Below are 26,204 nucleotides of genomic sequence, written 5' to 3'. Positions count from 1 at the left end.
GTTGATGTCGAATTCTTATGACTCCTCAAGTATCAAGGTATTAAAAGGGCTGGATGCGGTGCGCAAGCGCCCGGGCATGTATATCGGCGATACCGATGACGGCACCGGTCTGCACCACATGGTATTCGAGGTTGTGGACAACGCTATCGACGAAGCGCTCGCGGGCCACTGTAGTGACATTCAGGTCACCATCCATGCCGACAACTCGGTATCGGTGCAGGATGACGGCCGCGGCATTCCGACCGGCATTCACCCGGAAGAAGGGGTTTCAGCCGCAGAGGTCATCATGACCGTGCTGCACGCCGGCGGTAAATTCGACGACAACTCCTATAAAGTTTCCGGCGGCCTGCACGGCGTGGGCGTCTCGGTGGTTAACGCCCTGTCGGAGAAACTGGAGCTGGTGATCCGCCGCGAAGGCAAAGTGCACGAACAAACTTACAGCCACGGCGAGCCGCAGGCGCCGCTGAACGTGGTGGGCGAAACCGAGCAGACCGGCACCATGGTGCGCTTCTGGCCGAGTCACCAGACCTTCACCAATGTGACCGAATTCGAGTACGACATTCTGGCCAAGCGTCTGCGCGAGCTGTCCTTCCTCAACTCCGGCGTGTCTATTCGCCTGAAGGACAAGCGCACCGACCGTGAAGACCACTTCCATTACGAAGGCGGCATCAAGGCGTTTGTCGAGTACCTGAACAAGAACAAAACCCCGATCCACCCGAACGTGTTCTACTTCTCCACCGTGAAAGACGACATCGGCGTGGAAGTGGCGCTGCAGTGGAACGACGGTTTCCAGGAAAACATCTACTGCTTCACCAACAACATTCCGCAGCGCGACGGCGGCACGCACCTGGTCGGTTTCCGTACCGCGATGACCCGTACGCTGAACAGCTACATGGAGAAGGAAGGCTACAGCAAGAAGGCCAAAGTCAGCGCCACCGGCGATGACGCGCGTGAAGGCCTGATCGCCGTGGTGTCGGTGAAGGTGCCGGATCCGAAGTTCTCTTCTCAGACTAAGGACAAGCTGGTCTCTTCCGAGGTGAAAACCGCGGTTGAAACGCTGATGAACGAGAAGCTGGTGGATTACCTGATGGAGAATCCGGGCGACGCGAAAATCGTGGTCGGCAAAATCATCGACGCGGCGCGCGCGCGCGAAGCGGCGCGTAAAGCGCGTGAGATGACCCGCCGCAAAGGCGCGCTGGATCTGGCCGGCCTGCCGGGCAAACTGGCGGACTGCCAGGAACGCGATCCGGCGCTGTCAGAACTGTACCTGGTGGAAGGGGACTCCGCGGGCGGCTCTGCCAAGCAGGGGCGCAACCGCAAGAATCAGGCTATCTTGCCGCTGAAGGGGAAAATCCTCAACGTCGAGAAAGCGCGTTTCGACAAAATGCTTTCTTCGCAGGAAGTGGCGACGCTGATCACCGCGCTGGGTTGCGGCATCGGCCGCGACGAGTACAGCCCGGACAAGTTGCGTTACCACAGCATCATCATCATGACCGATGCCGACGTCGACGGTTCGCACATCCGTACGCTGCTGTTGACCTTCTTCTACCGCCAGATGCCGGAAATCATCGAGCGTGGCCACGTGTTCATCGCACAGCCGCCGCTGTACAAGGTGAAGAAAGGCAAGCAGGAGCAGTACATCAAAGATGACGAGGCGATGGATCAGTACCAGATCGCCATCGCGATGGACGGCGCTACGCTGCACACCAATGCCAGCGCACCGGCGCTCGGCGGCGAGCAGTTGGAGAAACTGGTGGCCGAGCACTACGGCGTGCAGAAGCTGATTGGCCGCATGGAGCGCCGCTACCCGCGCGCGCTGCTGAACAGCCTGATCTATCAGCCGACGCTGAACGAAGGCGATCTCAGCGATGAAGCCAAGGTGAAAACCTGGATCGCGTCGCTGGTGCAGGCGCTGAACGACAAAGAGCAACACGGCAGCAGCTATGACTTCGTGATCTTCGAGAATCGCGAGCGCCAGATGTTCGAGCCGGCGTTGCGCATCCGTACCCACGGCGTGGATACCGACTATAAGCTGGACTTCGACTTCATCCACGGCGGTGAATACCGCAAGATCTGCCAGCTGGGCGAGCAGCTGCGCGGGCTGATCGAAGAGGGCGCGTTCATCGAGCGCGGCGAACGCCGTCAGCCGGTAGACAGCTTCGAACAGGCGCTGGAGTGGCTGGTGAAAGAGTCGCGCCGCGGCCTGTCGGTACAGCGTTATAAAGGTCTGGGCGAGATGAACCCGGAGCAGCTGTGGGAAACCACCATGGATCCGGAAAGCCGCCGCATGCTGCGCGTGACCGTCAAGGACGCCATCGCTGCCGATCAGCTGTTCACCACGCTGATGGGCGATGCGGTTGAACCGCGTCGCGCCTTTATCGAAGAAAACGCCCTGAAAGCGGCGAACATCGATATCTGATGCGTTAATGGCTGTGAAAATCCGCGCCGGGCGACCCGCGCGGATTTTTTTTGGCCTTTTTTGGCGCTGACAGCCGAGGCTGAAACGCGTTAGCATGAATAAAAACCACTGGGAGAAGCGTTGAATGGCTATTGAACTGATTGCGATCGACATGGACGGCACGTTGCTGGATCCGCAGCATCAAATCACGCCGGCGGTAAAGCAGGCTATCGCGGCGGCGCGGCGCAAAGGGGTGCACGTGGTGCTGGCCACCGGGCGGCCTTATGTCGGCGTGCAGGATTATCTGCGCCAGTTGGACATTCAAGGCCCCGGCGATTTCTGTATCACCTATAACGGCGCGCTGGTGCTGCGTGCGGTCGACGGCGCCTGCATTCTGCAAGAAACGCTGGGCTTTGAGGATTATCTGCACTTTGAGCAGATGGCGCGCGAGTTCGGTGTTCACTACCAGGCGTTTGATTTCGATACCCTGTATACCCCGAACAAGGATATCGGCAAGTACACCATACACGAAGCGGAAATGACCGGCATTCCGCTGAAATACCGCAGCGTGGAAGAGATGGATCGCCAAATGCGTTTCCCTAAAGTGATGATGATCGACGAGCCGGAGCTGTTGGACCGCGCTATCGCGCGCATCCCGGAAGAAACGCGCGCGCGTTACACCATCCTGAAAAGCGCGCCTTACTACCTTGAGATTTTGCACAAAAACGTCGATAAAGGCGCCGGGGTGAGAATGCTGGCCGAGCATCTCGGCGTGGCGCGGGAGAACATCATGACGTTGGGGGATCAGGCCAACGATACGGCGATGATAGAATATGCCGGCGTCGGCGTGGCGATGGGCAATGCCATTCCCGAGCTGAAAGCGGTGGCGCAGTTTGTCACCAGCGCCAATACCGAAGACGGCGTGGCACGCGCTATCGAGAAGTTCGTGCTCAACGCCTGATAGCGCGGGGCGCTGCGGCGCCCCTTTATACTTTCGCCAACACCCCTTTGGCGATCTGCAGATCCTGAATCGCCAGCCCGGTGAGATCGGCGATGGTGATGTGCTGCGGCTCGCGTCGTACCCGCCCTCCCTGCGCCAAGACGGCGCCAATTTCGACGATTGGCGTTGAAATCAGCCTTTTTTGCCGATAAGCCGTCGCGATCTCGCCATAGTCCGCACACTGCGCCAGGGCATCGACCAGCAGCGCGTCCGCGCGGGCCACCAGCTCGGTCGCCAGTTCCTGCTTGCCGGGCGTGTCGGCGCCCACGGCGGTGATGTGCGTACCGGGCCGAATATCCGCCGCCTGCAATATCGGTTCGCGGCTGGGCGTGGTAGTCACGATCAGCTGACAGTGCGCCGCCAGTTCCGCCGCATTCTGCGTAACCCGCACCCGAAAACCCTCGGCTTCGGCATCGCGCCGATACGCCGCCAGCGCCTGTTCGTCTCGCCCCCACACCCATACCTCGCGGCAATCGGTCACCGGTTTCAGGCATTGCAGCTGCAGCCGCGCCTGCAGGCCTGTGCCGACAATGCCGATCGCCTGAATATGCGGCGGCGCGCACAGCTCGGCGACGATGCGGCCGGCCAGGGCGGTGCGCAGCGCGGTCAGCCAACCTTCATCTTGCAGCAGCGCCTGCGGCTCACCGGTCTGGGCGGAGAACGCCATCATCAGCCCCTGATTGCTCGGCAGGCCGTGTTCGGCATTGCGATAGAAACCGGTAGAGATCTTGACCACGAACAGTTCGTCGCCTTCCAACCAGGCGGACTTGATGCAGCAGTCGCCGTCGGCCCGCTCGAACAGGAAATGCTGCACCGGCGGCTGTTGCACCCGCTGTTGCGAGTAGGCGATAAAACCCTGCTTCAGCAGCGGCGTTATGGTCTCGGCGTCGAACGCGGCGAGGATTTGCTGCCGATTAAGGATGTGCATCGGCGATGGCCTTGAGGTATTTCTCCAGCACGATGTTCTTGCCGCACAGCACCACCGCCACCTTTTTACCCTGGTATTCCGGCGCCAGTTTGATCGCCGCCGCCAGCGCCACGCCGGCCGCGCCTTCGATAATCCAGCGATCGCTGGCGGCTATCCGGCGCATCGCGTGTTTAATCTCCGCCTCGCTGACCAGCACTTTGCGGTCGATCAGCTGTTGGCACAGCGGAAAGGTCACGGCGCCCGGCTCGACGCCGCCGGCGGTGCCGTCGGACAGGGTTTCTTGCTCTTCCACCGGGAAGATATGACCCGCTTCCAGCGCGCTGTACAGGCTGGTGGCGTTTTCCGGCCAGCAGGCGATAAGCTGAGTGTTCGGCGACAGTTGCCGCAGAACGGTGCCGATGCCGGCGATATAACCCCCGCCGCCGACCGCCACGAACACCGCGTCCAGATCGGTGAGCTGTTCAACCAGCTCCATGCCGCAGGTGCCCTGGCCGGCGATCACCTGCTCGTCGTTATACGGCGAGATATAGGTTTTCCCCTGTTCGCGTGCGGCCTGTTCCCCCGCCAGTTCGGCGTTCAGCGCATCGCCCGGCACCAATTCCACGGTGCCGCCCAACGCGCGAATGGTGTCGAGCTTGATGCTCGCCGCCGTCTCCGGCGCATAAACCGTGACGCCAACGCCCATCAGTTGCCCCGCCAAAGCGACGGCCTGACCGTGGTTGCCGGTAGAGGCGGCGATCACGCCGCGCCGGCGTTGCGCGTTATCCAGCAACCGCAGCTTGTTACTGGCGCCGCGAAATTTAAAGGAACCGGTGTGCTGCAGGTGATCGCATTTCAAATACAGCTCGCAACCCAATTGCTGAGAAAGCAGCACGCTGCGCTCCAATGGCGTGACTCGCACCTGAGGGCGCAGTTGCTGATGGGCAGAAACAATGGCATCGAAAAGGGGGTTCATACCGGCTCCGGATTTTTTAGACTTAAAATCCATTTTGTACTTTTTTGTATTTATTGTAAACCCCGTCGGGCAACCCGGCCAGAAAGCGGAAATGGCCGGGGGGCGCATCGCGTATGCGGTGAAAATAAACATTACTTGTCGTTTAGCGGCACAATTTTTTATTTATTTGCGTTAAGTAAGGTGTCGCTGCGGGCGTATTTAATGAGGAGAAGGATAATCAATAAAATAATGCTCGCTTCCTTTACTTATACCGTTTGGGCGTCGTTGAGTTTCCCCATCAGGAATGGGGCCGGCTTGCCGGGCGTTTATTTCCTGCCGGCGTCGTCGATAGGCTTAACGGATAAGTCTCATGGAAATTTCGACGCGGGAAAGCCCCCGGCTCGTCCTCGCCGGCCATATGAAACGCGGCTGCCGATCCGGTAAGATGGCCGTTCAGTGCCAGCATGCGCAGGAGAGCCGTCATGAGCCATCGGGAAAAACAACTGACTTTCGACCCACGCGGGCATCAGTTAACCAATATCAACGTCTGGACGCCGGACAGCCAATGGCTGGCTTATGACGTGCGCCCGCGCGGCGCCTCTTTCACCGGCCTGAGCATCGAGCGGGTTAACGTCGCCAGCGGCGCGGTGGAAGTGGTTTATCGCGCCCAGCACGGCGCACACGTCGGCGTGGTCACGGTCAGCCCTGATGCGCCGGCGCGTTACGTCTTCATCCACGGCCCGGAACACCCGGACAGCGCCTGGCAGTATGATTTTCACCACCGCCGCGGGGTGATCGTCAGCGAACCGGATCGCGAGTTGGCCATTACCCTCGACGCGCTGGATATCACGGCGCCCTACACGCCCGGCGCGCTGCGCGGCGGCAGCCATGTGCACGTTTTCAGCCCGGACGGCAGCCGCCTCAGCTTTACCTACAACGATCACGTGATGCATGAATGCGATCCGGCGCGCGATCTGCGCAACGTCGGCGTGGCCGTGCCGCTGCACGGGGTCAATCCGCCGAAACAGCATCCCCGTGAATATGACGGCAGCCACTATTGCGTGCTGGTTAGCGAGACCGTGCCGCAGCCGCAGCCGGGCAGCGATCAGATCAATCGCGCCTACGAAGAAGGCTGGATTGGCCGCGAAGGCTACCGTAAGGCCGACGGCAGTCGGCAACGTTGGGCGCTGGCGTTCATCGGCGATACGCTGTCCGCCGCCGGCGAGAAACTGCCGGAGGTGTTTATCGTCGATCTGCCGGAGAACGACGCCGACTACGCCAGGGCCGGCGCGGTGCCGCTGCAGGGGACGGAAAGCGAGCTGCCCGCGCCGCCGCTTGGCGTCAGGCAGCGGCGGGTGACCTTTACCGGTGAACGCCGTTTTCCGGGCGTGGTCGGTGCGCCGCGCCATTGGCTGCGCAGCTCGCCGGACGGCAGCCAGATAGCTTTTCTGATGAAGGATGACGGCGGCGTGGTGCAACTGTGGACGGTGTCGCCGAACGGCGGTGAGCCGCGCCAGGTCAGCCGCGGCGAGCATGACATCCAGTCGGCGTTCAGCTGGCACCCGCAGGGCGGGACGATAGCCCTGGTGTGTGACAACAGCGTGATGCTGTGTGAGGTCGCCAGCGGCCGCCTGCAGCGTTTAACGCAGCGCAGCGTGCAGCCGCCGTCGGGGGATGCCGTGGTGTTTTCGCCGGATGGCAAGAAAGTGGCATTTATGCGCGAGATTGCCGGATTCAACCAGATCTTTGTGGTTGAGGCGTAAGGCGGGCCTGATGGCCCGCTGCGTGCGAGATTAGTGTGTGGCGGTGCTGTCGTTGCCCTCGCCGGGGTTGCCGGTTGCCGCCAGATTCTGCTGCTCGCTGCGCAGGATGCGCGCTTTTGGCGAGTCTGCGGTGGCGTCATTGCCTGAACGCAGATAGTCGTAAGGCAGCAGCACGGTATCCATCACTGCGGAGAACGGCAGATCCAGCGCCACCAGCGGCATCATCGCCCAGCTGGTGTTGTCGTCCTTCAGCATGTCCACGCTGGCGCGGGTGCCGGGATAGTAACCCTGATTCGGGCCGGTATGGCTCATCACGCTGGAGCAACCGCTGGTCGCCAACAACATGCAGCCCGTCGCTATCGCTTTCATCGTCGTCATTAATCCATCCTGCAGGGTTGCTGTGCCCCTAAATTAAGCTGATTTATAACATCCTGTTGCTGCTTTAAAAGAAGCAAAATCCCGCTCTGTGGCGGCTCTCTCACTTTAGTGTAAGTGGTAAAAAAACTTTCACCTAACCGAAAAGCGCTTTTTTTGATCCTCGCCCGTTGAATTGATGAAATCAACCCCCATTTTATCATCAGAGCCGGATTGAGAATTTGCCGTAAGGGAATTCTGGCTTAATTAGCCTGTCCAGAATGGAAGGCGTATTTATTTCAACCTCGCTGAAGTGCCTTAGGAGGCTGTTTTATGCGTAATTTCGATCTTTCTCCGCTATACCGTTCCGCCATTGGTTTCGATCGCCTGTTCAACGCGCTGGAGGCCGGCCAGAGCCAGGGCAACGGCGGTTATCCCCCTTATAATGTCGAGCTGGTGGACGAAAATCATTATCGCATCGCCATTGCGGTAGCCGGGTTTGCCGAGCAGGAGCTGGAGATCACCACGCAAGATAATCTGCTGATCGTGCGCGGTGCGCACAATAACGAACCGGCAGAAAAAACCTATTTATATCAGGGCATCGCTGAGCGTAATTTCGAGCGTAAATTCCAGCTGGCCGAACATATTCAAATTAAAGGCGCCAAACTGGAAAACGGTCTGCTGTATATCGATATGCAGCGCATCGTGCCGGAAACATTAAAACCGCGCCGTATCGAAATTAAATAATTCCGTTTTCGCCGGCAGGAACGCTGTCGGCAAATATGCAGTAATAATCCGCCTGCCGTCAGGGGGCTGAATAAACACATCTCGCTTAATGAAAGGAGTTGTTCCTATGCGTAATTACGATCTATCCCCGCTTCTGCGTCAATGGATTGGTTTTGATAAACTGGCCAGTTCCATGGGGGGCCAGGAACCCCAGGGGTTCCCGCCGTATAACATCGAGAAAAGCGATGACAATCACTACCGCATTTCTCTGGCGCTGGCCGGTTTCCGGCAGAGCGAACTGAATATTGAAGTGGAAGGGCCGCGGCTGACCGTCAGCGGTAAACCCACGCCGCCGGAAAAACAGGTCGAGTACCTGCATCAGGGGCTGGTGTGCAAAGAGTTCCAGCTGACCTTCACTCTGGCGGAACACCTGCAGGTGTCCGAGGCCAAATTTGAAAATGGCCTGTTGCACATCGATCTGGTGCGTCAGGTTCCGGAAGCCTTGCAGCCTCAGCGCATCGCCATCGGCGCGACGCCGGAGCTGGAAGCCAAATAACCGACTGAAAAACGGTCATCATCATGTGGGGGAGATCCAGACGGATCTCCCCCGTTGCGTTATGTGGCGCACGCCACAGTCCCCCCGTCTGCCCGATGCCATAATCCTTGTTAATTGTGTGTCTATGCCCGCAAATCCCATGTTCAACTTTGGCAAGGATGTGACCTATGAGCGATATCGCCCTGACCGTCAGCATGTTGGCGTTGGCGGCCGTCATTGGGCTGTGGATGGGGAACTGGAAGTTGTACGGTGTCGGGCTGGGGATTGGCGGCGTGCTGTTCGGCGGCATCCTGGTCGGCCACTTCGCCCAGAGCGGGCAAATCAGCCTGAACGGGGACATGCTGCACTTCATCCAGGAGTTTGGCCTGATCCTGTTCGTTTACACCATCGGCATTCAGGTTGGCCCCGGCTTCTTCTCTTCGCTGCGCGTCTCCGGTCTGCGGCTCAACGCCTTCGCGGTGCTGCTGGTGCTGACCGGCGGCGCAGTGGCGGCGGCAGTGCACAAGCTGTTCGACGTGCCGCTGCCGATCATCCTCGGCGTGTTCTCCGGCGCGGTCACCAACACGCCGGCGCTGGGCGCCGGTCAGCAAATCCTGACCGATCTCGGTTCCGATCCGGCATTGGTGGACGGCATGGGCATGGGTTACGCCATGGCCTATCCGTTCGGCATTTGCGGCATCCTGCTGGTGATGTGGCTGATCCGATTGGTTTTTCGCATCAACATCGAGCGCGAGGCGCAGGCGTTTGAAAGCAGCCTGGGCAATCAGCGCGAGCTGTTGCACGCCATGAACGTGGCGGTGCGTAACCCCAATCTGCAGGGCATGGCGATCAAAAGCGTGCCGCTGCTCAACGGTGAAGCGATCGTCTGTTCGCGCCTCAAACGCGGCGAGATGTTGATGGTGCCGGCGCCGCATGAGCGGCTGGAGCTCGGCGACTATCTGCACCTGGTGGGCAAACGCGAAGATCTGGAGAACGCCCGGCTGGTGATCGGCGAAGAGGTCGACGCTTCGCTGTCCACGCGCGGCACTGCGCTGCAGGTAGTGAGGGCGGCGGTGACCAACGAGCAGGTGCTGGGGAAAAAAATCCGCGATCTGAACCTGAAGCAGAAGTATGACGTGGTGATTTCACGCCTCAACCGCGCCGGCGTGGAGCTGGTGGCCGGCAGCAACGTGACGCTGCAGTTTGGCGATATTCTCAACCTGGTCGGCCGGCCGGAGGCCATCGACGCGGTGACGGCAATCGTCGGCAACGCCCAACAAAAGCTGCAGCAGGTGCAGATGCTGCCGGTCTTTATCGGCATCGGCCTCGGGGTGCTGCTGGGCTCCATTCCGCTGTTTGTGCCCGGCTTCCCGGCGGCATTGCGGCTGGGGCTGGCCGGCGGGCCGTTGGTGGCGGCGCTGATCCTGGGGCGCATCGGCAGTATCGGCAAGCTGTATTGGTTTATGCCGCCGAGCGCCAACCTGGCGCTGCGCGAACTGGGCATCGTGCTGTTTCTGGCGGTGGTCGGTTTGAAATCGGGCGGCAATTTTATCGATACGTTGCTGCACGGCGAGGGGCTGACATGGATTGGTTATGGCGCGTTAATCACCGCCATTCCTCTGCTGAGCGTCGGCATTCTGGCGCGCACGGTGGGCAAAATGAATTACCTGACGCTGTCCGGCATGTTGGCGGGGTCGATGACCGATCCGCCGGCGCTGGCGTTCGCCAACGGCCTGCATCCCACCAGCGGCGCCGCCGCGCTGTCTTACGCCACCGTATATCCGCTGGCGATGTTCCTGCGCATCATGTCGCCGCAGCTGCTGGCGGTGCTGTTCTGGACGTTGTAGTGCGGATCGTCTACAGCCGATAAGGCATCAACACGCCATTGTCAGTGCCGAAATCTTTGGGGTTGCGGGAGATGAGCATCCGGAATCCCACCTGCGCGGTGGCCCAGATAATGGCGTCTGGCAGTTTCACATGCTGTGAGTGGCGCAGTTCTACGGCGCGTTCGGCGACTTCATCGGTAATAGGCAGCAGCAGAAATTGCCCTAAAAACTGACGTGTTTTCAGCTCCAGTGTCGGACCCTGTTTTTTAGCACCTACCATCACTTCCATCCAGGTGATGGCGCTGATGGCCGGATTGATGTGATACTCGACCAGAACGTCCCTGGCTTGAGGAATGCCGTTGAGATAATCGATCAGGATATTGGTGTCGAATAACGCCCGTTGAGCCACCATTATTCCCACTCCTCACGCTGACGATTTTCGTACTCCACGCCATCTCCCATCGCCCCGGACCAGAGCCCGAAAGCGTTGCTGGGATCTTCCACGTGGTTCTCCGTCAGATAGCGAGAGACTGCTTGACGAATGATCTCGGCCCGGGGAACGTGGCGGATATTTTTCAGATTATCGAGCTGCCGCAGGTCTTCTTCAGGTAAATCGATCACGATGCGAGTCATCGTTGGCCCTCCAAAAAAAGATATACGATATATGCATCGTATATCTTTATCGGTCGATTTTCAATCAGTCGGCGTTAGCCTTCCTGATGTGCGCGCTCGATCTCTTCCGCCAGAATAGCCACGCCGCGCTCGATTTTCTCCGGATCGGGCACGTAGTTCATGCGCATGCACTGGTGAGTGTGTGGCCAGTCGTGCTCCAGCCCCGGGAAGAAGTAGTGGCCCGGCACCATCAGCACGCCGCGCTTTTTCAGGCGCTGATACAGCACCTCGGTGGTGATCGGCAGATCCTTGAACCACAGCCAGAGGAAGATAGCCCCTTCCGGTTTGTGGATCAGGCAGCGTTCCGGCGACAGGTAGCGGCGAATGATCTCGATGGTGTGCTCGACGCGCTGTTTGTAGAACGGGCGAATCACCTCGTTCGACAGGCGCAGCAGATCGCCGCGCTCGATCATTTCCGTCGCCATCGCCGGCCCCATGCTGCCTGGGGACAGGCTGATGATGCCGTTCATGTTGGTCAGTGCGGTGATCACCTTCTCGTCGGCGATCACGATGCCGCAGCGCGAGCCGGGCAGGCCGAGCTTGGACAGGCTCATGCACAGGATGGTGTTCGGGTTCCACAGCGGCGTGGCGTCGCTGAAGATAATGCCGGGGAACGGCACGCCGTAGGCGTTGTCGATGACCAGCGGAATATCGCGCTGTTGCGCCAGCAGATCGAGCTTCATCAGCTCTTCGTCGGTGATCACGTTGCCGGTCGGGTTGGTCGGCCGTGAAACGCAGATCATGCCGATGTCATCACCGATGGTGAGATGTTCGAAATCGACGTGATACTTGAACTGGCCGTCCGGGAGCAGCTCGATGTTCGGTTTGGCGGAGACGAACAGCCCTTCATCCAGCCCGGCGTCGGCATAGCCGATATATTCCGGCGCCAGTGGGAACAACACGCGGCGGCGCGAGCCGTCGGCGTAGCGGCCGGCGAACAGGTTGAACAAGTAGAAAAACGCGCTCTGACTGCCGTTAGTCAGTGCAATATTCTGTGGCGAGATCTCCCAGCCGAGCTCGTCGCGCAACAGATTGGCCAGCGCTTTCAGCAGCGCGTCCTTGCCTTGCGGGCCATCGTAGTTGCACAGCGCTTCGGTCAGTTTGCCCTGGTCGAGCATCTCCTGGCACAGCTGTTTGAAATAGGCTTCCATCTCTGGGATCTGTGCGGGGTTGCCGCCGCCGAGCATGATGGCGCCGGGGGTGCGCAGGCCTTCGTTCAGGTCGTCCATCAAACGGGTAATGCCCGCATAACGGGTAAATTTTTCGCCGAAAAGTGAGAAAGTCATAGGTGCAGCAGTACTGTTTTTTAGCAGGTAATCACCCACCATACCGCCAGATAAACCCCGCTGCAATGCGGCTGACAAATCGACCGGTGGGCACAAGTTTTGCCCTGCGTTCGATTAGCAGCATATTACGCTGGATTATTGTGACCGTTCGCCGGCCCACGCCATTATCGCCTCAACCTTTCAGTCACGCGATCTTAGGGTTGGCACAGGTTTTGCGGCCCCGACCCAGATCACACTTTTTCGCTGCATTTCATTAACACTATGGCAATTTATAACCATATCGAGTAACTTCCGCATCCGTTAAATTTATCTTAACAATAAAGATTGTCTAAACTAATGCTCGGAAAGGGATGAGTAGTGCGGTAGCGTGGATGAAGCCATGCCAAAAGCACGGCTTTCAAGGCGGTTTTACTTGGCTGACCATAGTTAGTTGCCAGTTTCGTCCTTGTCTATCTACAGAGCAATCGGTTTGATGAGCGGTGTCTCCTGCTGGCCAGCATGGGGCATGTACGTTGCCGTTGCCGAAAATTGGCTATTTTGTATAAAAAATACTAATCATACTGCCCGCGAGGGAGCCGCAAATAGCATTCAGCGGCGTAACGCCAGGGTAGGGCGCTCTGTGTCCGGCAGATGCGCATCGTCAGGCATCGCAGCCCATTAGGCGGGTAGGGTTGGAGGATAAAGGTTTCGCGCCGATTCACCTGGCGTCATTTGAAAACCCATATGCAGCGTAGACTTTCGCTCACCGCGTACAAGTGAGATGAGGTCAGGTAGCAATGAAAAACAACGCAAGTCTGGTTTCGATAAATAAGTGGAAAAGAAATCTATAAAATTCTCTTTCGCACTTTTTAGCGTGCAGGAAGTTTAAAGAATAAATAATCAAGCTCTTTTATTTGTGAGATGAATTACTTCACTTGAAAAACAGGGAAGCATTTGCTGTTCAATGTTCATGAGCATTGCGGTGAACATCAATATGTCGTTATTCCAATCAGAGTAAAAAGGAAGATTGCACGATGATTCGTGGTAACATTAAAGAGTTTGAGAACACACTTGAGTGCCGTGTGAGCGCATACCCCATGATGACAGATGTAGGGTATTGCAAATTGGCTTCGGATGACTTTAACCTTACCGATGCGCAAAAATCAGACTTAAGTATTATTCAGCGGCATTTCGATACGCTTGCTCTGGATCCCTACGGTGAAAATGCGGGGCGCTATCGGCAGCACAGTAAATATGTGCTTTTACCTTGCTTTAATCTCTTGATTCCTCAATCTTCCGAACACGCCTACAGTTACAAACAAGATGTCGGATTTAATGATGAGGTCGTTGAGGAGGCAAGGAAATTTCAGCCTGTCCCAAACGAAATTTTGTCAAATAATCTGATCACGTCGCTTGTCCTGCATGATTTTAAAAATTCCCCGTTACATGAGTATGCTTCCACGATTCCCATGGAGGTCGGCATTCACTTCATCAGAATGAAAGCGACGGTTGATGCGCCGGGGATTTCCGTACCGAATCGACTTCATAAGGATGGCGAGCCTTGCACCTGGATACATTTGATCAATCGTGATGGTGTTTCTGGCGGTGAGAACATCATTACAGATAACACCAAGACGAACATCCTGTGTAATGAGGCGATGCTCAAACCGCTGGACTCCATCGGCATCGTTGATGATCTAGTCTGGCACCAGGTGAAACCGGTTCATGTGGATGGGCACGGTAAGGTGGGCTTCCGCGATGTCATATTAATCGATTTCACCCCGATGTTCGCGGTGCCAAATAACCCATCGTAATAAAGACTCACATGAACGGGGGGATCCTTTATTCAAGGCATGCCCCCCACTTCCTGATACTCGAAAATAGGCAGTAACCGTGTTAGCAAAAGAAACTCTTGCCGTTCACAGCGGGACCATTATCGACGAAATGCATGGTGGCATTCTTTCTCCGCTATTCTCCGCGAGTTCTCACAAGCATCTTGATATGACAGAAGATGTCTATCCAAGACATGGTAACTTACCCAATCAGCGCGCCGTTGCCGAGAAGATGTGCGCATTGGAAAGCGGTGGTGAGGCCGCTCTGGTATTCAGTTCCGGTATGGCGGCTTTCGCGACGGCGATGCTTTCGCATTTAAAAGCCGGTGACCATATTGTTTTACAAAACGGCGTGTATTCAGGTGCGCTCAAGTTTGTACAGAATCATTTTGCAAAATTAGGCATCACATACAGCGTTTCGGAGAGTTGTGAAGTAGAGAGCATCATCGCATTAGTCAATTCGAATACGCGAATGATATATATCGAAACACCGACTAATCCATTGCTTAAAATTCTGAACATTGAGCTATTGACCCGATTCGCCAAGAGTCGGGGGGTGTTCACCATTATTGATAACACCGTGGCGACGCCGATCAACCAAAACCCTCTGGAATATGGCGTCGATTTGGTATTGCACAGCGCTACCAAGTTTTTGGGCGGCCACGGCGATGTGTCAGGCGGCGTGGCTGTCGGCAGTGAAGAGTCCATTGCTGCAATGGCCGAATATATGAATGACTTTGGCGGGTGTCTGAACGCGCAGTCATGTCATCTGCTTGAGCGAAGCTTGCGCACGTTGGCCATTCGAATGAATGCCATTAACCGCAACGCGATGGAACTGGCCAGCCGTTTAAATGAGCACCCTAATGTGACGAACGTGTTCTATCCGGGGTTGCCGAGTCATCATAATCATAGCGTTGCCCGCGAACAGATGCGGGGGTTCGGCGGCATGGTCAGCTTTGAAATCGCCCCGCGGTTTGACGCGACAAGTTTTCAGAAGAAGTTAAATCTCATCGTCCCTTCCAACAGTTTGGGGGATTTGGAGACCACGCTGAACTCGCCTTATCAGGCCTCATCGTCGTTCAGAAGTCTTAGCGAGCAGGAGCAGAAAAAATCAGGGATTACGAGGCAATTAATACGAATGTCAGTCGGCATCGAAGACGTTAATGACTTGTATGAAGATTTGCATCAAGCGCTCAAGTGAATGATATGGAATTAGAAATGCAAACAGGCTCAACGTTGAATAGTGATGAAGTTCACCGCATAGAATCTCTTTATGGGCTGACGGTAAAAAGCAGCGCCTTCTTGGGGATGGGATCCGGCAATACCAATTACTGCCTCGAAACGGATATCGGCCGCTGTGTTTTCAGCATTATTGAAGAGCAAAGCCGTGATGACGTTGAGATCATGGCAAAGACGCTGGTATGGCTGGAAGCACATGATTATGAGACCTCCTTGCTGGTCAAACCCAAAGGGCAAGAAAGCTATTCAATTATATTAAGGGGCAAGCACTCTCTATTAAGAACCTATATGGATGGCGCCGTCCGCCGGGATTTCAACGAACATATGCTCAGGCAGCTCGGTGTTGCCATGGCGAAACTGCATACGATCCCCGTCCCTAATTTCTTAACAGACTCAGTCTTCTATGAGCAGAAAAAGTTCATGGATGCCCTCGATGCCAATATCGATCAGGATTATGAGCGCTGGGCCAAAGATAGACTCAGGCATCTTGCCGTAGAACGCATCAGCGGCTTGCCTACCTCTGTCATCCATTCCGATCTTTTCTACGACAATATGCTGTTTGAAGGCGAGCAGTTCGTCGGCATGATAGATTTTGAGTTGACCTGTATTTATCACTCCGTTTTCGATATCGCCATGGCGATTGTCGGCACCTGCGACATCAATGGGACGCTGTCGCCGGAAAAAGCGAAGCATATCATCGCGGGTTATAATTCTATAAGAATGCTTGAAGCGCGCGAAATTAAGGTGTTGAAAACCTATACGGAATACGCGGCCATTCTGACATCTCTTTGGCGTTATTGGCGGTATAGAATCTATCAGCCGGGTGGTGATAAATCTGATAAATATCGCGAAATGACAAGCCTGGCTAAAAGTATTGAACGCACCGACTTCTCACAAATTTGCTGACACGTTCCCTTCATAAAGTAAAAGGGCGTCGAGCGTAAATTCGACGCCAAGACAATCGAACGTTAATATTCGGCCCTGATTATAGTACGGAGTAACCCGCTGCATGGACATCAAAGACACGAAAAAAATCGTCATCCTCGTTGACGCCTACTCATCCGGAAATGATGTGGCACCGGAATTCAATAAAAAAGGATACGGGTGCGCGCACATTCAAAGTCGAGAAGATATCCCGGCGAAGCTGCTGAATAGCTACAGAGGAGATGATTTCTTTATCAGTTTGCAATACACGGGGGATGAGATCCTCAATCAATTGCAAGAGTATGATGTTATCGCGGTGATTGCAGGCTGTGAAACAGGCATTGAACTCGCAGATCACCTGGCTGAGCTTCTGGACCTGCCCGGTAACGATACCGGCACGAGCCGTTCTCGCAGGAATAAATACCTGATGCAGGAGTGCCTGAAAAATAGCGCGATCAATCATATCCCCACGCACCGGTTAACTACCCTTAAAGACGCCACGCAATATGCGACCGAGCTGTTTAAAAAATACCGGAAGCTGGTGCTAAAACCCGTTGACAGCGCAGGCACGGACTCCGTTTTTGTTTGCAAAACGGTTGAAGAAGTTGAAGCTCATTCGGGTGATTTGTTCAAAAAAAGCAATCAGCTCAATTTAAAAAATGAAGTCATTATTCTGCAGCCTTTTATTGAGGGGGAAGAGTACGTCGTCGATACTGTCAGTTATCAAGGCCGTCACAAGATCTGTGCGATATGGAAGATGGGCAAGGGCAGTTACAACGGGGCCGATTCCATCTGTGAGTTCACCGAACTGACCTCCTTCGATGCGCAGAATCACGCTCAGCTCAAAGATTACATCTTTAGCTGTCTGGATGCTTTAGGGATCACGTTTGGCGCAGCGCACTCGGAACTGTTTTTAACCAAAGACGGTTGGACGCTAATTGAAACCGGGGCCAGACCGCACGGCGCGGGTTTTCCGGCGTTGTCATCCCTGGCGTTGAAGCGCACGCAGATTGACGAACTGGTACTGAGCGTGTGTTCAACCGAGGCATTCCTGGAAGCGGTCGCAGAGGAATATAAACCGTTAAACTATTTAAAAATTAAAGAGCTGATATCTTTTAGCGCTGGCACTATCAAGGCCGTTAAGCATGTCGATACCATCGCCGGTTTGCCTTCCTACAAGAAATCAAATCTGCCGGATGTTGATCAGGAAATAAAACTCACGACGGACGTTTACAGCTCTCCGGGCTGGATTGCGTTAAGCCACCGTTGCGCCGATCAGCTCAATGCCGACTATCAATATATCGTTGGCCTTGAAAGTAAGGGCATGTTTGAAGTCTATGAACACTAAAATCAAGGCGTCCGGCCCAACGTACATTCTTGGATATTGCATCCTGGGTGCGGCCATAGATGTTTTTCTCTCAGGTTTGTTGCAGAGCATCGATCTGTTCGTATTATTGTTTTGGACTTTCACCTTGACCTGGCTCGGTTTCTTTGTGATCTCCGTGCTGTTTTTCCCCGTCAAGCTGCGAGCTTGCCTCAACGCCTGGAAGTTAATTCTATTATTGAATATCTCTACGCTGGGAGCTTGGGTTGGGCTTTTCGTTGGGTTGAAATGGACGGAGCCCTCCATTCTGGTGGCCATGCTTTTTGGACTGAGCCCGATCATTTCTGTTTTCATTGAGATTTATAATCGAAACTCGGTGGGGGTAAAAAACATCGTTATAGCCGTGATGCTGGCTTTTATTGTCGCCGTGCTGATGATATTGGCCGTGAAAGGGCAGCGTTTTAACCCCTTCGATTCAAACACCCTATTTGTTCTGGCGCTTGGCTTAGTGTGTCTCGTCACCTCAACCTGTATGGCTGTCGGCACCTATATTGCAAAATCATTGTCCAAACAAGCGTTTAACGCCGTCAATATTCAGTCGTTCAGATTTCCCTTGCTCATTGGCGTTTGCGCGCTGATGTTGCCGAGCGAAGGCGTATTGGCAACGACGCAATCCAGCTTCTGGATGTACCTGCCGATCATCGTCATATTAGGGAATATATTGCCGCTATGGATGCTGCAAAAGGGTATTGAACTCACCAGCGCCTTGACCACCAACATTATTGTGAATGTTTCACCCTGCATTACGCTGTTGCTGGAGGCTTTTGACCCGTCGATAGCCTACAGCCATATGAAACTGGCGGTGTTGGTGATGCTGCTGCTGGTCATGCTGATCGCCAATGACGACGTGGGCAAATTTATCGTCAGCAAGATAAGGGGAAAGCCCGTGAGTTTGACGGAGTGAAAATACTCCGTCGACAGCCGCAAAAAGCGGCGAGGCCGGCGATCCGCAGATCGCCGGCCGCGCTGAGTTATTTCTGCAACAGCTGCGGGTTGACGCAGTTTTCTTTCACCGTGCCGGTCAATGCCGCGATCAAGTTATCCACCGCGCAGGCGGCCATGCCGTAGCGCGTTTCATGGGTGGCGGAGCCGATGTGCGGCAACGCCACTACGTTCGGCATACTGAGCAGCGGCGAGTCGGCCGGCAGCGGTTCCTTCTCGAACACATCCAACCCCGCGGCGTGGATCACGCCGTTTTGCAGCGCTTCGATCAGCGCCTGCTCATCCACCACCGGCCCGCGGCCGGCGTTGATCAGAATGCCGCTTTTCTTCATCTTCGCCAGCTGATCGCGGCCGATCAGATGGAAAGTTTGTTCGGTCAGCGGCAGCGTGATGCAAACGAAATCCGACTCGGCCAGCAGGGTATCCAGGTCGCAGCGACGGGCGTTGAAGCGTTGCTCTGCCTCTTCGTGCGTGCGGCGGGCGTTGTACAGCACCGGCATGCCGAAGCCGAAGTGCGCGCGCTGCGCCAGCGCCAGGCCGATGCGGCCCATGCCGAGGATGCCGATGGTTTTGTGGTGCACGTCGACGCCGAACCAGTCCGGCCCGATGCTGCCGCGCCATTCGCCGGCTTTGACCCGTTCCGCCACTTCCACCACCCGGCGCGCCGTCGCCAGCACCAGGCTCATGATGGTGTCGGCGACGGTTTCGGTCAGCACCGTCGGGGTGTGCATCAACAGCACGTTATGGGCGTTGAGCGCCTCGACGTCGAAGTTGTCGTAGCCGACGGAAACGGTCGAAGCCGCGCGCAGTTTGGGTGCCTGCTGCAGGAAGGCTTCGTCAATTTTGCCGCCGGAACCGATGATCCCTTCGGCCTGCTGCAACGCCTGGCGCAGTTCCTCGCGGTTCTCCGGCTGCAGGCCGTTGAACGCGTGTACGGTGAAGTGCTGTTCCAGACGTTCACGCAGGTCGGCGGGCAGGCTTTTGTACAATACGATAGAAGGTTTCATCACGAACTCCAGCTGGGCCAAAGGGGGCATGGCGCCCCCTCGGGTTGATTGACAGAGGAAAAGTATAACCGGATCAAGCCATCTGCGGCTGGATCTCGTTGCGGGCGGGCTTGACGATCAGCGTCAACACCACCGCCACCACCAGTGCGATGGCCATAAACATGTAGGAAGCCGCCGGGCTGCCGGTGGCGCCGTTCAGGTAACCGACGAACCAGGAACCGAAGAACGAACCCAGCGCGCCCATGCTGTTGATCAGCGCCATGGCGCCGCCGGCGACGTTTTTCGGCAGCATTTCCGGAATGATGGCGAAGAACGGCCCGTAGGGGGCGTACATCGCGGCGCCGGCGACCACCAGCAGGCCGTAAGAGATCCAGAAATGGTTGGTGCCGACGGCGTAAGAGCCGAAGAACGCCAGCGCGCCGATCAGCAGCAGCGGCCAGACAAACAGCTTGCGGTTTTGCATTTTGTCCGACGCCCAGGAGACCACGATCATGGCGATGGTCGCCGCCAGGTAAGGCACCGCCGACAGCCAGCCGGCTTCCACCATGCCCATCTGCATGCCGCTGCGCAGGATGGAAGGCAGCCACAGCACGAAGCCGTATACGCCGATGCTCCAGGCGAAGTACTGCACGCACAGCAGGATCACGTTGCGCGAACGGAAGGCTTCGCCGTAGTTGCGCACGGCCTTGATGCCTTTCTGTTCTTCGTCCAGCTGCTGTTGCAGCGCCTGTTTCTCATCGGCGCTCAACCAGCCAGCCTGCGCCGGTTTGTCTTTCGCCAGCACCCACCAGCAGAACGCCCAGATGACCGCCGGAATGCCCTCGATGATGAACATTTCGCGCCAGCCGAAGGCGTGGATCAGGTAACCGGACACCACCGACATCCACAGCACCGTCACCGGGTTGCCGAGGATCAGGAAGGTATTGGCGCGTGAACGCTCCGATTTGGTGAACCAGTTGCTGATGTAAATCAGCATTGCCGGCATCACCGCCGCTTCCACCACGCCGAGGATAAAGCGGATGGCGGCCAACATCGGGATATTGCTGACCACGCCGGTCAGCGAGGCGCAGCCGCCCCACAGGATCAGGCACCAGAAGATCAGTTTTTTGACGCTGCGGCGCTCGGCGTAGATGGCGCCGGGAATTTGGAAGAAGAAATAACCGAGGAAAAACAGCGCGCCCAGCAGCGAGGCCATGCCCTTGGTGATGCCGAGATCCTCATTGATGCCGGCGGCGGAGGCGAAGCTGAAGTTGGCGCGATCGAGATAGGCCAGGCTGTAGGTGATAAACACGATGGGCATGATGTACCACCAGCGTTTGGCCGCGACAGTCGCTTTGTTCATGTTCAGTATCCTTCAGTGGTGTTGCATCCCCTTCGCCCAGCCCGTTGGGCATGAAAGACGAAGGGGCAGATGCTCTCCCGACGCGTCCCGGTTGTAGGGCCAGAGGCTGACGTCATGCGGAGAAGTCGTTTTTTTATTGTTATTCGGCCAGCGCCGCGCGGGTCGGCAAGCCTTCGCTGTCGCCGATGGCCTGGATCGCCAGCGAGCCGATTTTGTTGCCGCGTTGCACCGCCTGTACCAGCGTTTTGCCTTCCAGCAGGGCGCTGAGGGTGCCGACGGCAAAGCCGTCACCCGCCCCTACGGTATCCACCACGTTGTCGACCTTGACCGCGGCCACCGCCGCTTTATCGCCGGCGGCGGTTTTAAACCAGGCGCCGTCCGGGCCGGTTTTGATGATCACCGCCTGCACGCCGCGCTCCAGATAGAAATCGGCGATGCCTTCCGGCGTCGACTGGCCGGTGAGGATCTGTCCCTCTTTCAACCCCGGCAGCACCCAGTCGGCGGCGAACGCCAGCTGGTTCAGCTGCTCGATCATCACCTCGCGACTGGGCCACAGCACCGGGCGCAGATTGGGATCGAACGAAATGGTTTTGCCCATGGCGCGCATCTCGCGCGCCGCATGGTGGCACAGCGCCAGCGATTCGCCGGACAGCGCCGCCGCCACGCCGCTCAGGTGCAGGTGGCGCGCGGAACCGAAATACTCGCGGTTGAAATCGGCGACTGACAGGCGGCTGGCCGCCGAGCCTTTACGGAAATATTCCACGCTGGGATCGGTACCATCGGTAGTCTTGGATTTCACCTGAAAACCGGTCGGATAGTGGCCGTCGACCGTCACCTGCCGGTAGTTGATGCCTTCTTTTTTCAGCTGCTGCAGGGTGAAGCGGCCAAACGAGTCGTTGCCGACGCGGCTGACCCAGCCGACGTTCATGCCCAGACGGGCCAGGCCGATCGCCACGTTCAGTTCGGCGCCGGCGATGCGTTTGGTGAAGGTTTCCACCTCCGCCAAATCGCCGGTCTGCGCCGCCACGAACATCGCCATGGCTTCACCCAGCGTGACCACATCCAGGGGCGCCTGCTGCGCCGTCGTTGCCGTTAACGTTGTCATCATGGGGTTACTCCGCACGCAAAATATTGACGTAATGGCGGGTGACGGCTTCCAGGTCATCACCCTGCAACGGGAATTCGATGCCGCGCGGCGCATCGTGCGGCAGGCGGGCCAGCAGATCGCGCCAGCTGCCGTCGGTATCGTCCAGCGCAATGGCGCGCCAGCCGCGCGGGCCTTGCGTCGCGGCCTTGACGTGCACGTAACCGACGTGGCGGGCCAGGCGCTCGGCGGCGGCGAAGGCGTCTTGCCCCACCCACAGCCAGTTGGCCATATCGAAGGTCATGCTGACCGGCAGGTGGCTATCTTCCGCTGCATGGAAAAAGGCGTTCAGCATCGACAAAATGCCGCAGTCCGGCGTTTGGTCGTTCTCGACCACCAGTTTGACCGGATGTTGCTCCAGCGCCACTTTCAGCTCGGTAAAATCGAAGCCGGGGCGGAAATGGCCGAGGGAGAGCTTCAGCTGGCGCGCGTTCAGCGCCTGCGCTTCCGCCAGCAGCGCCGGCAGGTCGGGATTCAGCGTATGTTGCGGAGTGAACAGCGCCTCAGGGGCGGAATAGACGGCGAACAGCTGCTGGCGTTCTATCTCCTGGGCCAGCGCAGGCAGGCTGTCCAGTTCGCCGGCGGCGAACAGTTCGCGGCGGATCTCCACCCCGTCGGCGCCCGCGCCGGCGATGATGGGCAACAGCGCGCGCTGGCCGCCCTGTTGTTTGACGGTATCGGCGCCGTAGGCGCCGGTGACCACGATGATTTCTGTTTTCATTTTGACTCCTGAGGCGGCATTGTCGCCGCCGCTGCTGTTACCGGTACGTTAAATGGAACCGGTTCCAGTAGAAAGCGACAGAGTGTAAAAATATGATCGCAATCACGAAGCTGAGCAAAAAACAGCCGATGAAGGCGGGGCGGTTAGGGCCCCGGAGAAGGCGGGTTAGCGGGTGGTGGAGCCGCGGACGATCAGCTCGCCGGAGAACATCTGCTCGCCGCTGGGGGCGGCCAGACCCTGAATACGCTGCACCAGCCGCTCCAGCGCCGCGTGCCCCATTTGGTAGGTGGGTTGTTTCAGCGTGGTGATGCCGACGCCCGCCAGTTCCGCCCACTCCAGCTCGTCGAAGCCCAGCAGGCCGATGTCGTTGCCCCACTGGATGCCGAGCCGGCGCATGGCGCGCGCCACCTGCAGCGTCAGGGCGCCGTTGGCGGAGATCACCGCCTTGCGCATGCCGCGATGACGGCCGCTGAAATCGCTCAGCACCTGTTCCAGCTTCTGCCGATCGTTGAGCGGCGTTTCGGCCTGCTCCGCCAGCAGCGCAGGGTGCTGCGCCATGGTATGCCTGAAGGCGTGCAGGCGTTCCAGGCGGGTATTGACCGTACCGAGCGGTTCGCTGAGGAACAGGATCGCTTCGAAGCCTTGTTGCAGCAGGTGCTCGGTGGCGACGGTGGCGGCTTCACGGTTGTTCAGGCCCACTACGTCGCAGGCGAAGTCGGGGATTTTGCGGTCGATCAGCACCATCGGCAGCATCGACTGTTGCAGCGTGGATAACGCTTCCTCGCGCATGCCGACCGCGTTGACCACGATGCCTTCCACCCGGTAACTGCTGAGCAGCTGCAGGTAGTGCTGTTCCTGATTGACTTCGTTGTTGGTGTTGCACACCAGCAGGGTAAAGCCGTGTTGGCGGCAGGCGGCCTCGATGCCGCGCATCACGTCCACCGAATAGGGGTTGGTGATATCGGCGAGGATCAGGCCGATCAGGCGCGTTTGGCCGCCCTTCAGGCTGCGCGCCATCTGGCTTGGGCGGTAGTCGAGCTGCTGGATTGCCTGTTCGATGCGCTGTTTGAGATCGTCGGAAAGCAGGTGCTGTTCACCATTCAGATAGCGTGACACGCTGGTCTTGCCGGTTTTGGCGATGCTCGCTACATCGCTGATGGTGGCGCGTCCTGAGGCGCGCGTTGCCTTGACAGTGCTCACAGCCGATCCCTCCTGCGGTTAATTGCCAAGGAGACTACCATACCCGGCGTGCGGGCGGGAATGTTGAAGGATAAGGAGAAAATCGCAGGGAAGCGGCGGGGCGCCGGTGGCGCCCCGCGCGGGATTACTGCAGCGGGCTGAGGGTGATCTCGACGCGGCGGTTTTGCGCCTTGCCTTCCGCGGTGCTGTTGGACGCGATCGGGTTGTCCGGGCCGGCACCGGCGGTGCGGATACGGTTCGCCGCCACGCCCTGGGTGATCAGCGCGCTGGCTACGCCATCGGCGCGCTGCTGCGACAGGTTCATGTTGAGCGAACGGGAACCGGTGCTGTCGGTGTAGCCGATGACGTTGACTGCGGTTTTCGGATACTCTTTCAGCACCATGGCGACGCCGGTCAGGGTATTGGCGCCCGCCGGTTTCAGCGTGGCGCTGCTGCTGTCGAAGGTCACGTTGTTCGGCATGTTCAGCACGATGTTGTCGCCCTGACGGGTGACGCTGACGCCGGTGCCTTTCATCTTGTCGCGCAGTTTGGCTTCCTGCACGTCCATGTAATAGCCAGCGCCGCCGCCGAGCGCCGCACCGGCCGCCGCGCCGATCAGCGCGCCCTTGCCGCGATCTTTCTTGGAAGAGGACAGTACGCCGACGCCGGCGCCCAGTGCGGCCCCGAGGCCCGCGCCGATGCCGGACTTGCCGACTTCGGATTCGCCGGTGTAAGGGTTGGTGGTACAGGCCGACAGCGTGAGCGCGACGCTCACTGCGCCGGCAATAATTACAATGCGTTTTTTCATGTTCTTGTCCTTAATGGCATCAATATCTGTACGCGCCGGCCCAACACGGGGGCGCAAAAAAGTAGGCGACGCAGGTGGGGCCCGCATCACCGCGCTACTATGACGCGTTGGCTCGCCGGCAGTTCCGGAGAAAAACGTGACAAATGATGAGCGCGGGTAAGTGCTGGGGGAGTTATGCGACAAAACGCCGGGCGGCGCCATGCAGCGGATTCCTAATTGCGCGCCGCCAGGGCGCGAATGCGCCTTTTTTAACCGTAACCGGTTGAATTCTCGATTGCCGGCCAGTTCATGATCAGCGTATAGGCCTGGGTTTCGTCGTTAAACAGGCGCTGCGTTACCTGAAAACCGTGCTTGTGGTAAAACGCGCAGGCGCGCAGGTTTTGCTGATAAACCTCCAGGCTGAGCCGGCGGTAGCGCTGCTGCACGTGCGTCATCAGCGCCCGGGCTACGCCGCGGCCGTGATACGCCCGATCGACAAACAGCGCGCCGATGAACTGTTCGTCCAGCACGCTGATAAAGCCGACGATCTCGTTTTCATGCCAGCAGGCCCAGCTCTGCGCGCGCGGCAGGTAATTTTCCCGCACCAGTGCGGCGCTTTCACGCCAGTATTTTTCCGCCACGAACGGATGGGCGGCGATGGTGCTGGGCAGCCAGAGCGCCATCAGCCGGTCAATATCCGCCGGGCCACAGGGGCGGATCACCGTGGCTTTGGGTAGCACATGCACCCCGTGAGATGATCGTTCACCAGCCCGCTGGCCTGCATGAAGGCGTAACAGATGGTGGAGCCGATAAACTTGAAGCCGCGCTTTTTCAACGCCTTGGACATGGCGTCTGACTGCTCGGTTTTGGCCGGAACCTGGTTCAGCGCCTGCCAGCGGTTGAGCTGGGGCCGGCCGCCGACGAAGTCCCATATGAAGGTGACGAAATTCTCGCCGGCCGCCTCCATCGCCAGATAGGCTTTGGCGTTGGTGATGATGGCTTCTATCTTGCCGCGGTGACGGATGATGCCGCTGTCTTGCAGCAGCCTTTCCACGTCTTGTTCGGTCATGGCGGCGACCCGCTGCGGATCGAAATCATGGAAGGCGCGGCGGTAGTTCTCGCGCTTTTTCAGCACGGTGATCCAGGAAAGACCGGCCTGTTGTCCCTCCAGACACAGCATTTCAAACAGCTCGCGCGCGTCGGTGGTGGGCGTGCCCCATTCCTTGTCGTGATACTCGAGATACAACGGATCGGCCGTCACCCAACCGCAACGTTCGTCTGCCATCCTGAATGTCCTTATGC

The 26,204-nt window shown here is 57.6% G+C and carries 25 protein-coding genes; 11 read left to right on the top strand and 14 right to left on the bottom strand.

What is annotated here, in order from left to right:
* Positions 1 to 4: 4 nt before the first annotated feature.
* Positions 5 to 2,419 (top strand): DNA topoisomerase (ATP-hydrolyzing) subunit B, encoded by a 2,415-nt coding sequence (gene gyrB, locus ACJ8IP_RS19685; protein WP_004933898.1) that lies wholly within the window; start codon positions 5 to 7, stop codon positions 2,417 to 2,419.
* Between the two features lie 124 nt (positions 2,420 to 2,543).
* Positions 2,544 to 3,359 (top strand): sugar-phosphatase, encoded by an 816-nt coding sequence (yidA, locus tag ACJ8IP_RS19680; protein WP_172755522.1) that lies wholly within the window; start codon positions 2,544 to 2,546, stop codon positions 3,357 to 3,359.
* 25 nt (positions 3,360 to 3,384) lie between these two features.
* Here yidA and ACJ8IP_RS19675 read toward each other — a convergent pair whose 3' ends face one another.
* Together ACJ8IP_RS19675 and ACJ8IP_RS19670 are read right to left on the bottom strand one after the other, a co-directional pair.
* The gene (locus ACJ8IP_RS19675; RefSeq protein ID WP_172755523.1) at positions 3,385 to 4,326 is read right to left on the bottom strand and encodes an ornithine cyclodeaminase family protein; all 942 of its coding nucleotides are present in this window, start codon (positions 4,324 to 4,326) and stop codon (positions 3,385 to 3,387) included.
* The gene (locus ACJ8IP_RS19670) at positions 4,313 to 5,281 is read right to left on the bottom strand and encodes a threonine/serine dehydratase (RefSeq protein WP_033645141.1); all 969 of its coding nucleotides are present in this window, start codon (positions 5,279 to 5,281) and stop codon (positions 4,313 to 4,315) included. Before ACJ8IP_RS19670 ends, ACJ8IP_RS19675 begins: the two co-directional genes overlap by 14 nt.
* Positions 5,282 to 5,742: 461 nt before the next feature.
* Between ACJ8IP_RS19670 and ACJ8IP_RS19665 the strand changes: the two genes are divergently transcribed.
* Entirely contained in the window at positions 5,743 to 7,023 is a 1,281-nt protein-coding gene (locus ACJ8IP_RS19665; RefSeq protein ID WP_033652318.1) for a DUF3748 domain-containing protein, read from the top strand.
* A gap of 30 nt (positions 7,024 to 7,053) precedes the next feature.
* On the opposite strand, the gene ACJ8IP_RS19660 is transcribed toward ACJ8IP_RS19665, so the two are convergent.
* Positions 7,054 to 7,401: a YceK/YidQ family lipoprotein gene (locus tag ACJ8IP_RS19660; protein ID WP_016929593.1), complete on the bottom strand. Its 348-nt coding sequence runs from the start codon at positions 7,399 to 7,401 to the stop codon at positions 7,054 to 7,056.
* A gap of 309 nt (positions 7,402 to 7,710) precedes the next feature.
* Between ACJ8IP_RS19660 and ibpA the strand changes: the two genes are divergently transcribed.
* The 3 genes from ibpA to ACJ8IP_RS19645 all read left to right on the top strand — a co-directional run bounded on the left by ibpA (position 7,711) and on the right by ACJ8IP_RS19645 (position 10,485).
* On the top strand, positions 7,711 to 8,124 hold the full coding sequence (ibpA, locus tag ACJ8IP_RS19655) for a small heat shock chaperone IbpA (RefSeq protein WP_004933919.1): 414 nt from the start codon (positions 7,711 to 7,713) through the stop codon (positions 8,122 to 8,124).
* A gap of 106 nt (positions 8,125 to 8,230) precedes the next feature.
* Positions 8,231 to 8,659, top strand: coding sequence for a small heat shock chaperone IbpB (ibpB, locus tag ACJ8IP_RS19650; RefSeq protein ID WP_004933922.1), 429 nt, complete (start codon positions 8,231 to 8,233; stop codon positions 8,657 to 8,659).
* Positions 8,660 to 8,826: 167 nt separating this feature from the next.
* Entirely contained in the window at positions 8,827 to 10,485 is a 1,659-nt protein-coding gene (locus ACJ8IP_RS19645; protein ID WP_042783386.1) for a putative transporter, read from the top strand.
* A gap of 10 nt (positions 10,486 to 10,495) precedes the next feature.
* On the opposite strand, the gene ACJ8IP_RS19640 is transcribed toward ACJ8IP_RS19645, so the two are convergent.
* From ACJ8IP_RS19640 to ACJ8IP_RS19630, 3 genes are all read right to left on the bottom strand, one after another.
* A complete protein-coding gene (locus tag ACJ8IP_RS19640) occupies positions 10,496 to 10,876 on the bottom strand; it encodes a type II toxin-antitoxin system VapC family toxin (protein WP_147838417.1) in 381 nt (126 codons plus the stop codon).
* Positions 10,876 to 11,097, bottom strand: a complete 222-nt coding sequence (locus tag ACJ8IP_RS19635) for a ribbon-helix-helix domain-containing protein (protein WP_025304767.1) — start codon at positions 11,095 to 11,097, stop codon at positions 10,876 to 10,878. Before ACJ8IP_RS19635 ends, ACJ8IP_RS19640 begins: the two co-directional genes overlap by 1 nt.
* Positions 11,098 to 11,171: 74 nt before the next feature.
* Positions 11,172 to 12,422 (bottom strand): valine--pyruvate transaminase, encoded by a 1,251-nt coding sequence (locus ACJ8IP_RS19630; protein ID WP_197782306.1) that lies wholly within the window; start codon positions 12,420 to 12,422, stop codon positions 11,172 to 11,174.
* A 1,013-nt stretch (positions 12,423 to 13,435) separates the two neighbouring features.
* Between ACJ8IP_RS19630 and ACJ8IP_RS19625 the strand changes: the two genes are divergently transcribed.
* The 5 genes from ACJ8IP_RS19625 to ACJ8IP_RS19605 all read left to right on the top strand — a co-directional run bounded on the left by ACJ8IP_RS19625 (position 13,436) and on the right by ACJ8IP_RS19605 (position 18,684).
* Entirely contained in the window at positions 13,436 to 14,215 is a 780-nt protein-coding gene (locus ACJ8IP_RS19625; protein ID WP_033645137.1) for a 2OG-Fe dioxygenase family protein, read from the top strand.
* 79 nt (positions 14,216 to 14,294) lie between these two features.
* Complete coding sequence (locus tag ACJ8IP_RS19620; protein ID WP_046687995.1) at positions 14,295 to 15,434, top strand: trans-sulfuration enzyme family protein; 1,140 nt, start codon at positions 14,295 to 14,297, stop codon at positions 15,432 to 15,434.
* A gap of 5 nt (positions 15,435 to 15,439) precedes the next feature.
* Positions 15,440 to 16,378: a phosphotransferase gene (locus ACJ8IP_RS19615; protein WP_240290128.1), complete on the top strand. Its 939-nt coding sequence runs from the start codon at positions 15,440 to 15,442 to the stop codon at positions 16,376 to 16,378.
* Positions 16,379 to 16,481: 103 nt separating this feature from the next.
* Complete coding sequence (locus ACJ8IP_RS19610) at positions 16,482 to 17,744, top strand: ATP-grasp domain-containing protein (RefSeq protein ID WP_033652315.1); 1,263 nt, start codon at positions 16,482 to 16,484, stop codon at positions 17,742 to 17,744.
* A complete protein-coding gene (locus ACJ8IP_RS19605) occupies positions 17,734 to 18,684 on the top strand; it encodes a hypothetical protein (RefSeq protein WP_240290129.1) in 951 nt (316 codons plus the stop codon). Before ACJ8IP_RS19610 ends, ACJ8IP_RS19605 begins: the two co-directional genes overlap by 11 nt.
* A 67-nt stretch (positions 18,685 to 18,751) precedes the next feature.
* On the opposite strand, the gene ghrB is transcribed toward ACJ8IP_RS19605, so the two are convergent.
* The 8 genes from ghrB to ACJ8IP_RS19565 form a co-directional block, all read right to left on the bottom strand.
* Positions 18,752 to 19,729, bottom strand: a complete 978-nt coding sequence (gene ghrB, locus ACJ8IP_RS19600) for a glyoxylate/hydroxypyruvate reductase GhrB (protein WP_033645132.1) — start codon at positions 19,727 to 19,729, stop codon at positions 18,752 to 18,754.
* A 73-nt stretch (positions 19,730 to 19,802) separates the two neighbouring features.
* Complete coding sequence (locus tag ACJ8IP_RS19595) at positions 19,803 to 21,071, bottom strand: MFS transporter (RefSeq protein ID WP_033645131.1); 1,269 nt, start codon at positions 21,069 to 21,071, stop codon at positions 19,803 to 19,805.
* 139 nt (positions 21,072 to 21,210) lie between these two features.
* Positions 21,211 to 22,176, bottom strand: coding sequence for a sugar kinase (locus ACJ8IP_RS19590; RefSeq protein ID WP_046688560.1), 966 nt, complete (start codon positions 22,174 to 22,176; stop codon positions 21,211 to 21,213).
* Between the two features lie 7 nt (positions 22,177 to 22,183).
* On the bottom strand, positions 22,184 to 22,936 hold the full coding sequence (locus tag ACJ8IP_RS19585) for a sugar phosphate isomerase/epimerase family protein (protein ID WP_047573224.1): 753 nt from the start codon (positions 22,934 to 22,936) through the stop codon (positions 22,184 to 22,186).
* A gap of 165 nt (positions 22,937 to 23,101) precedes the next feature.
* Positions 23,102 to 24,136: a LacI family DNA-binding transcriptional regulator gene (locus ACJ8IP_RS19580; protein ID WP_004933951.1), complete on the bottom strand. Its 1,035-nt coding sequence runs from the start codon at positions 24,134 to 24,136 to the stop codon at positions 23,102 to 23,104.
* A 124-nt stretch (positions 24,137 to 24,260) separates the two neighbouring features.
* Entirely contained in the window at positions 24,261 to 24,923 is a 663-nt protein-coding gene (locus ACJ8IP_RS19575; RefSeq protein ID WP_108680009.1) for an OmpA family lipoprotein, read from the bottom strand.
* A gap of 248 nt (positions 24,924 to 25,171) precedes the next feature.
* Positions 25,172 to 25,624: an N-acetyltransferase gene (locus ACJ8IP_RS19570; protein WP_033645128.1), complete on the bottom strand. Its 453-nt coding sequence runs from the start codon at positions 25,622 to 25,624 to the stop codon at positions 25,172 to 25,174.
* Positions 25,621 to 26,187 (bottom strand): DNA-3-methyladenine glycosylase I, encoded by a 567-nt coding sequence (locus ACJ8IP_RS19565; protein WP_042783395.1) that lies wholly within the window; start codon positions 26,185 to 26,187, stop codon positions 25,621 to 25,623. Before ACJ8IP_RS19565 ends, ACJ8IP_RS19570 begins: the two co-directional genes overlap by 4 nt.
* Between the last annotated feature and the right edge of the window lie 17 nt (positions 26,188 to 26,204).

The sequence above is a fragment of the Serratia sp. CY52157 genome, assembly GCF_052168495.1.
GTDB classification, from domain to species: Bacteria; Pseudomonadota; Gammaproteobacteria; order Enterobacterales; family Enterobacteriaceae; genus Serratia; species Serratia ureilytica.
This window is presented reverse-complemented; position numbering and strand designations above follow the sequence as displayed.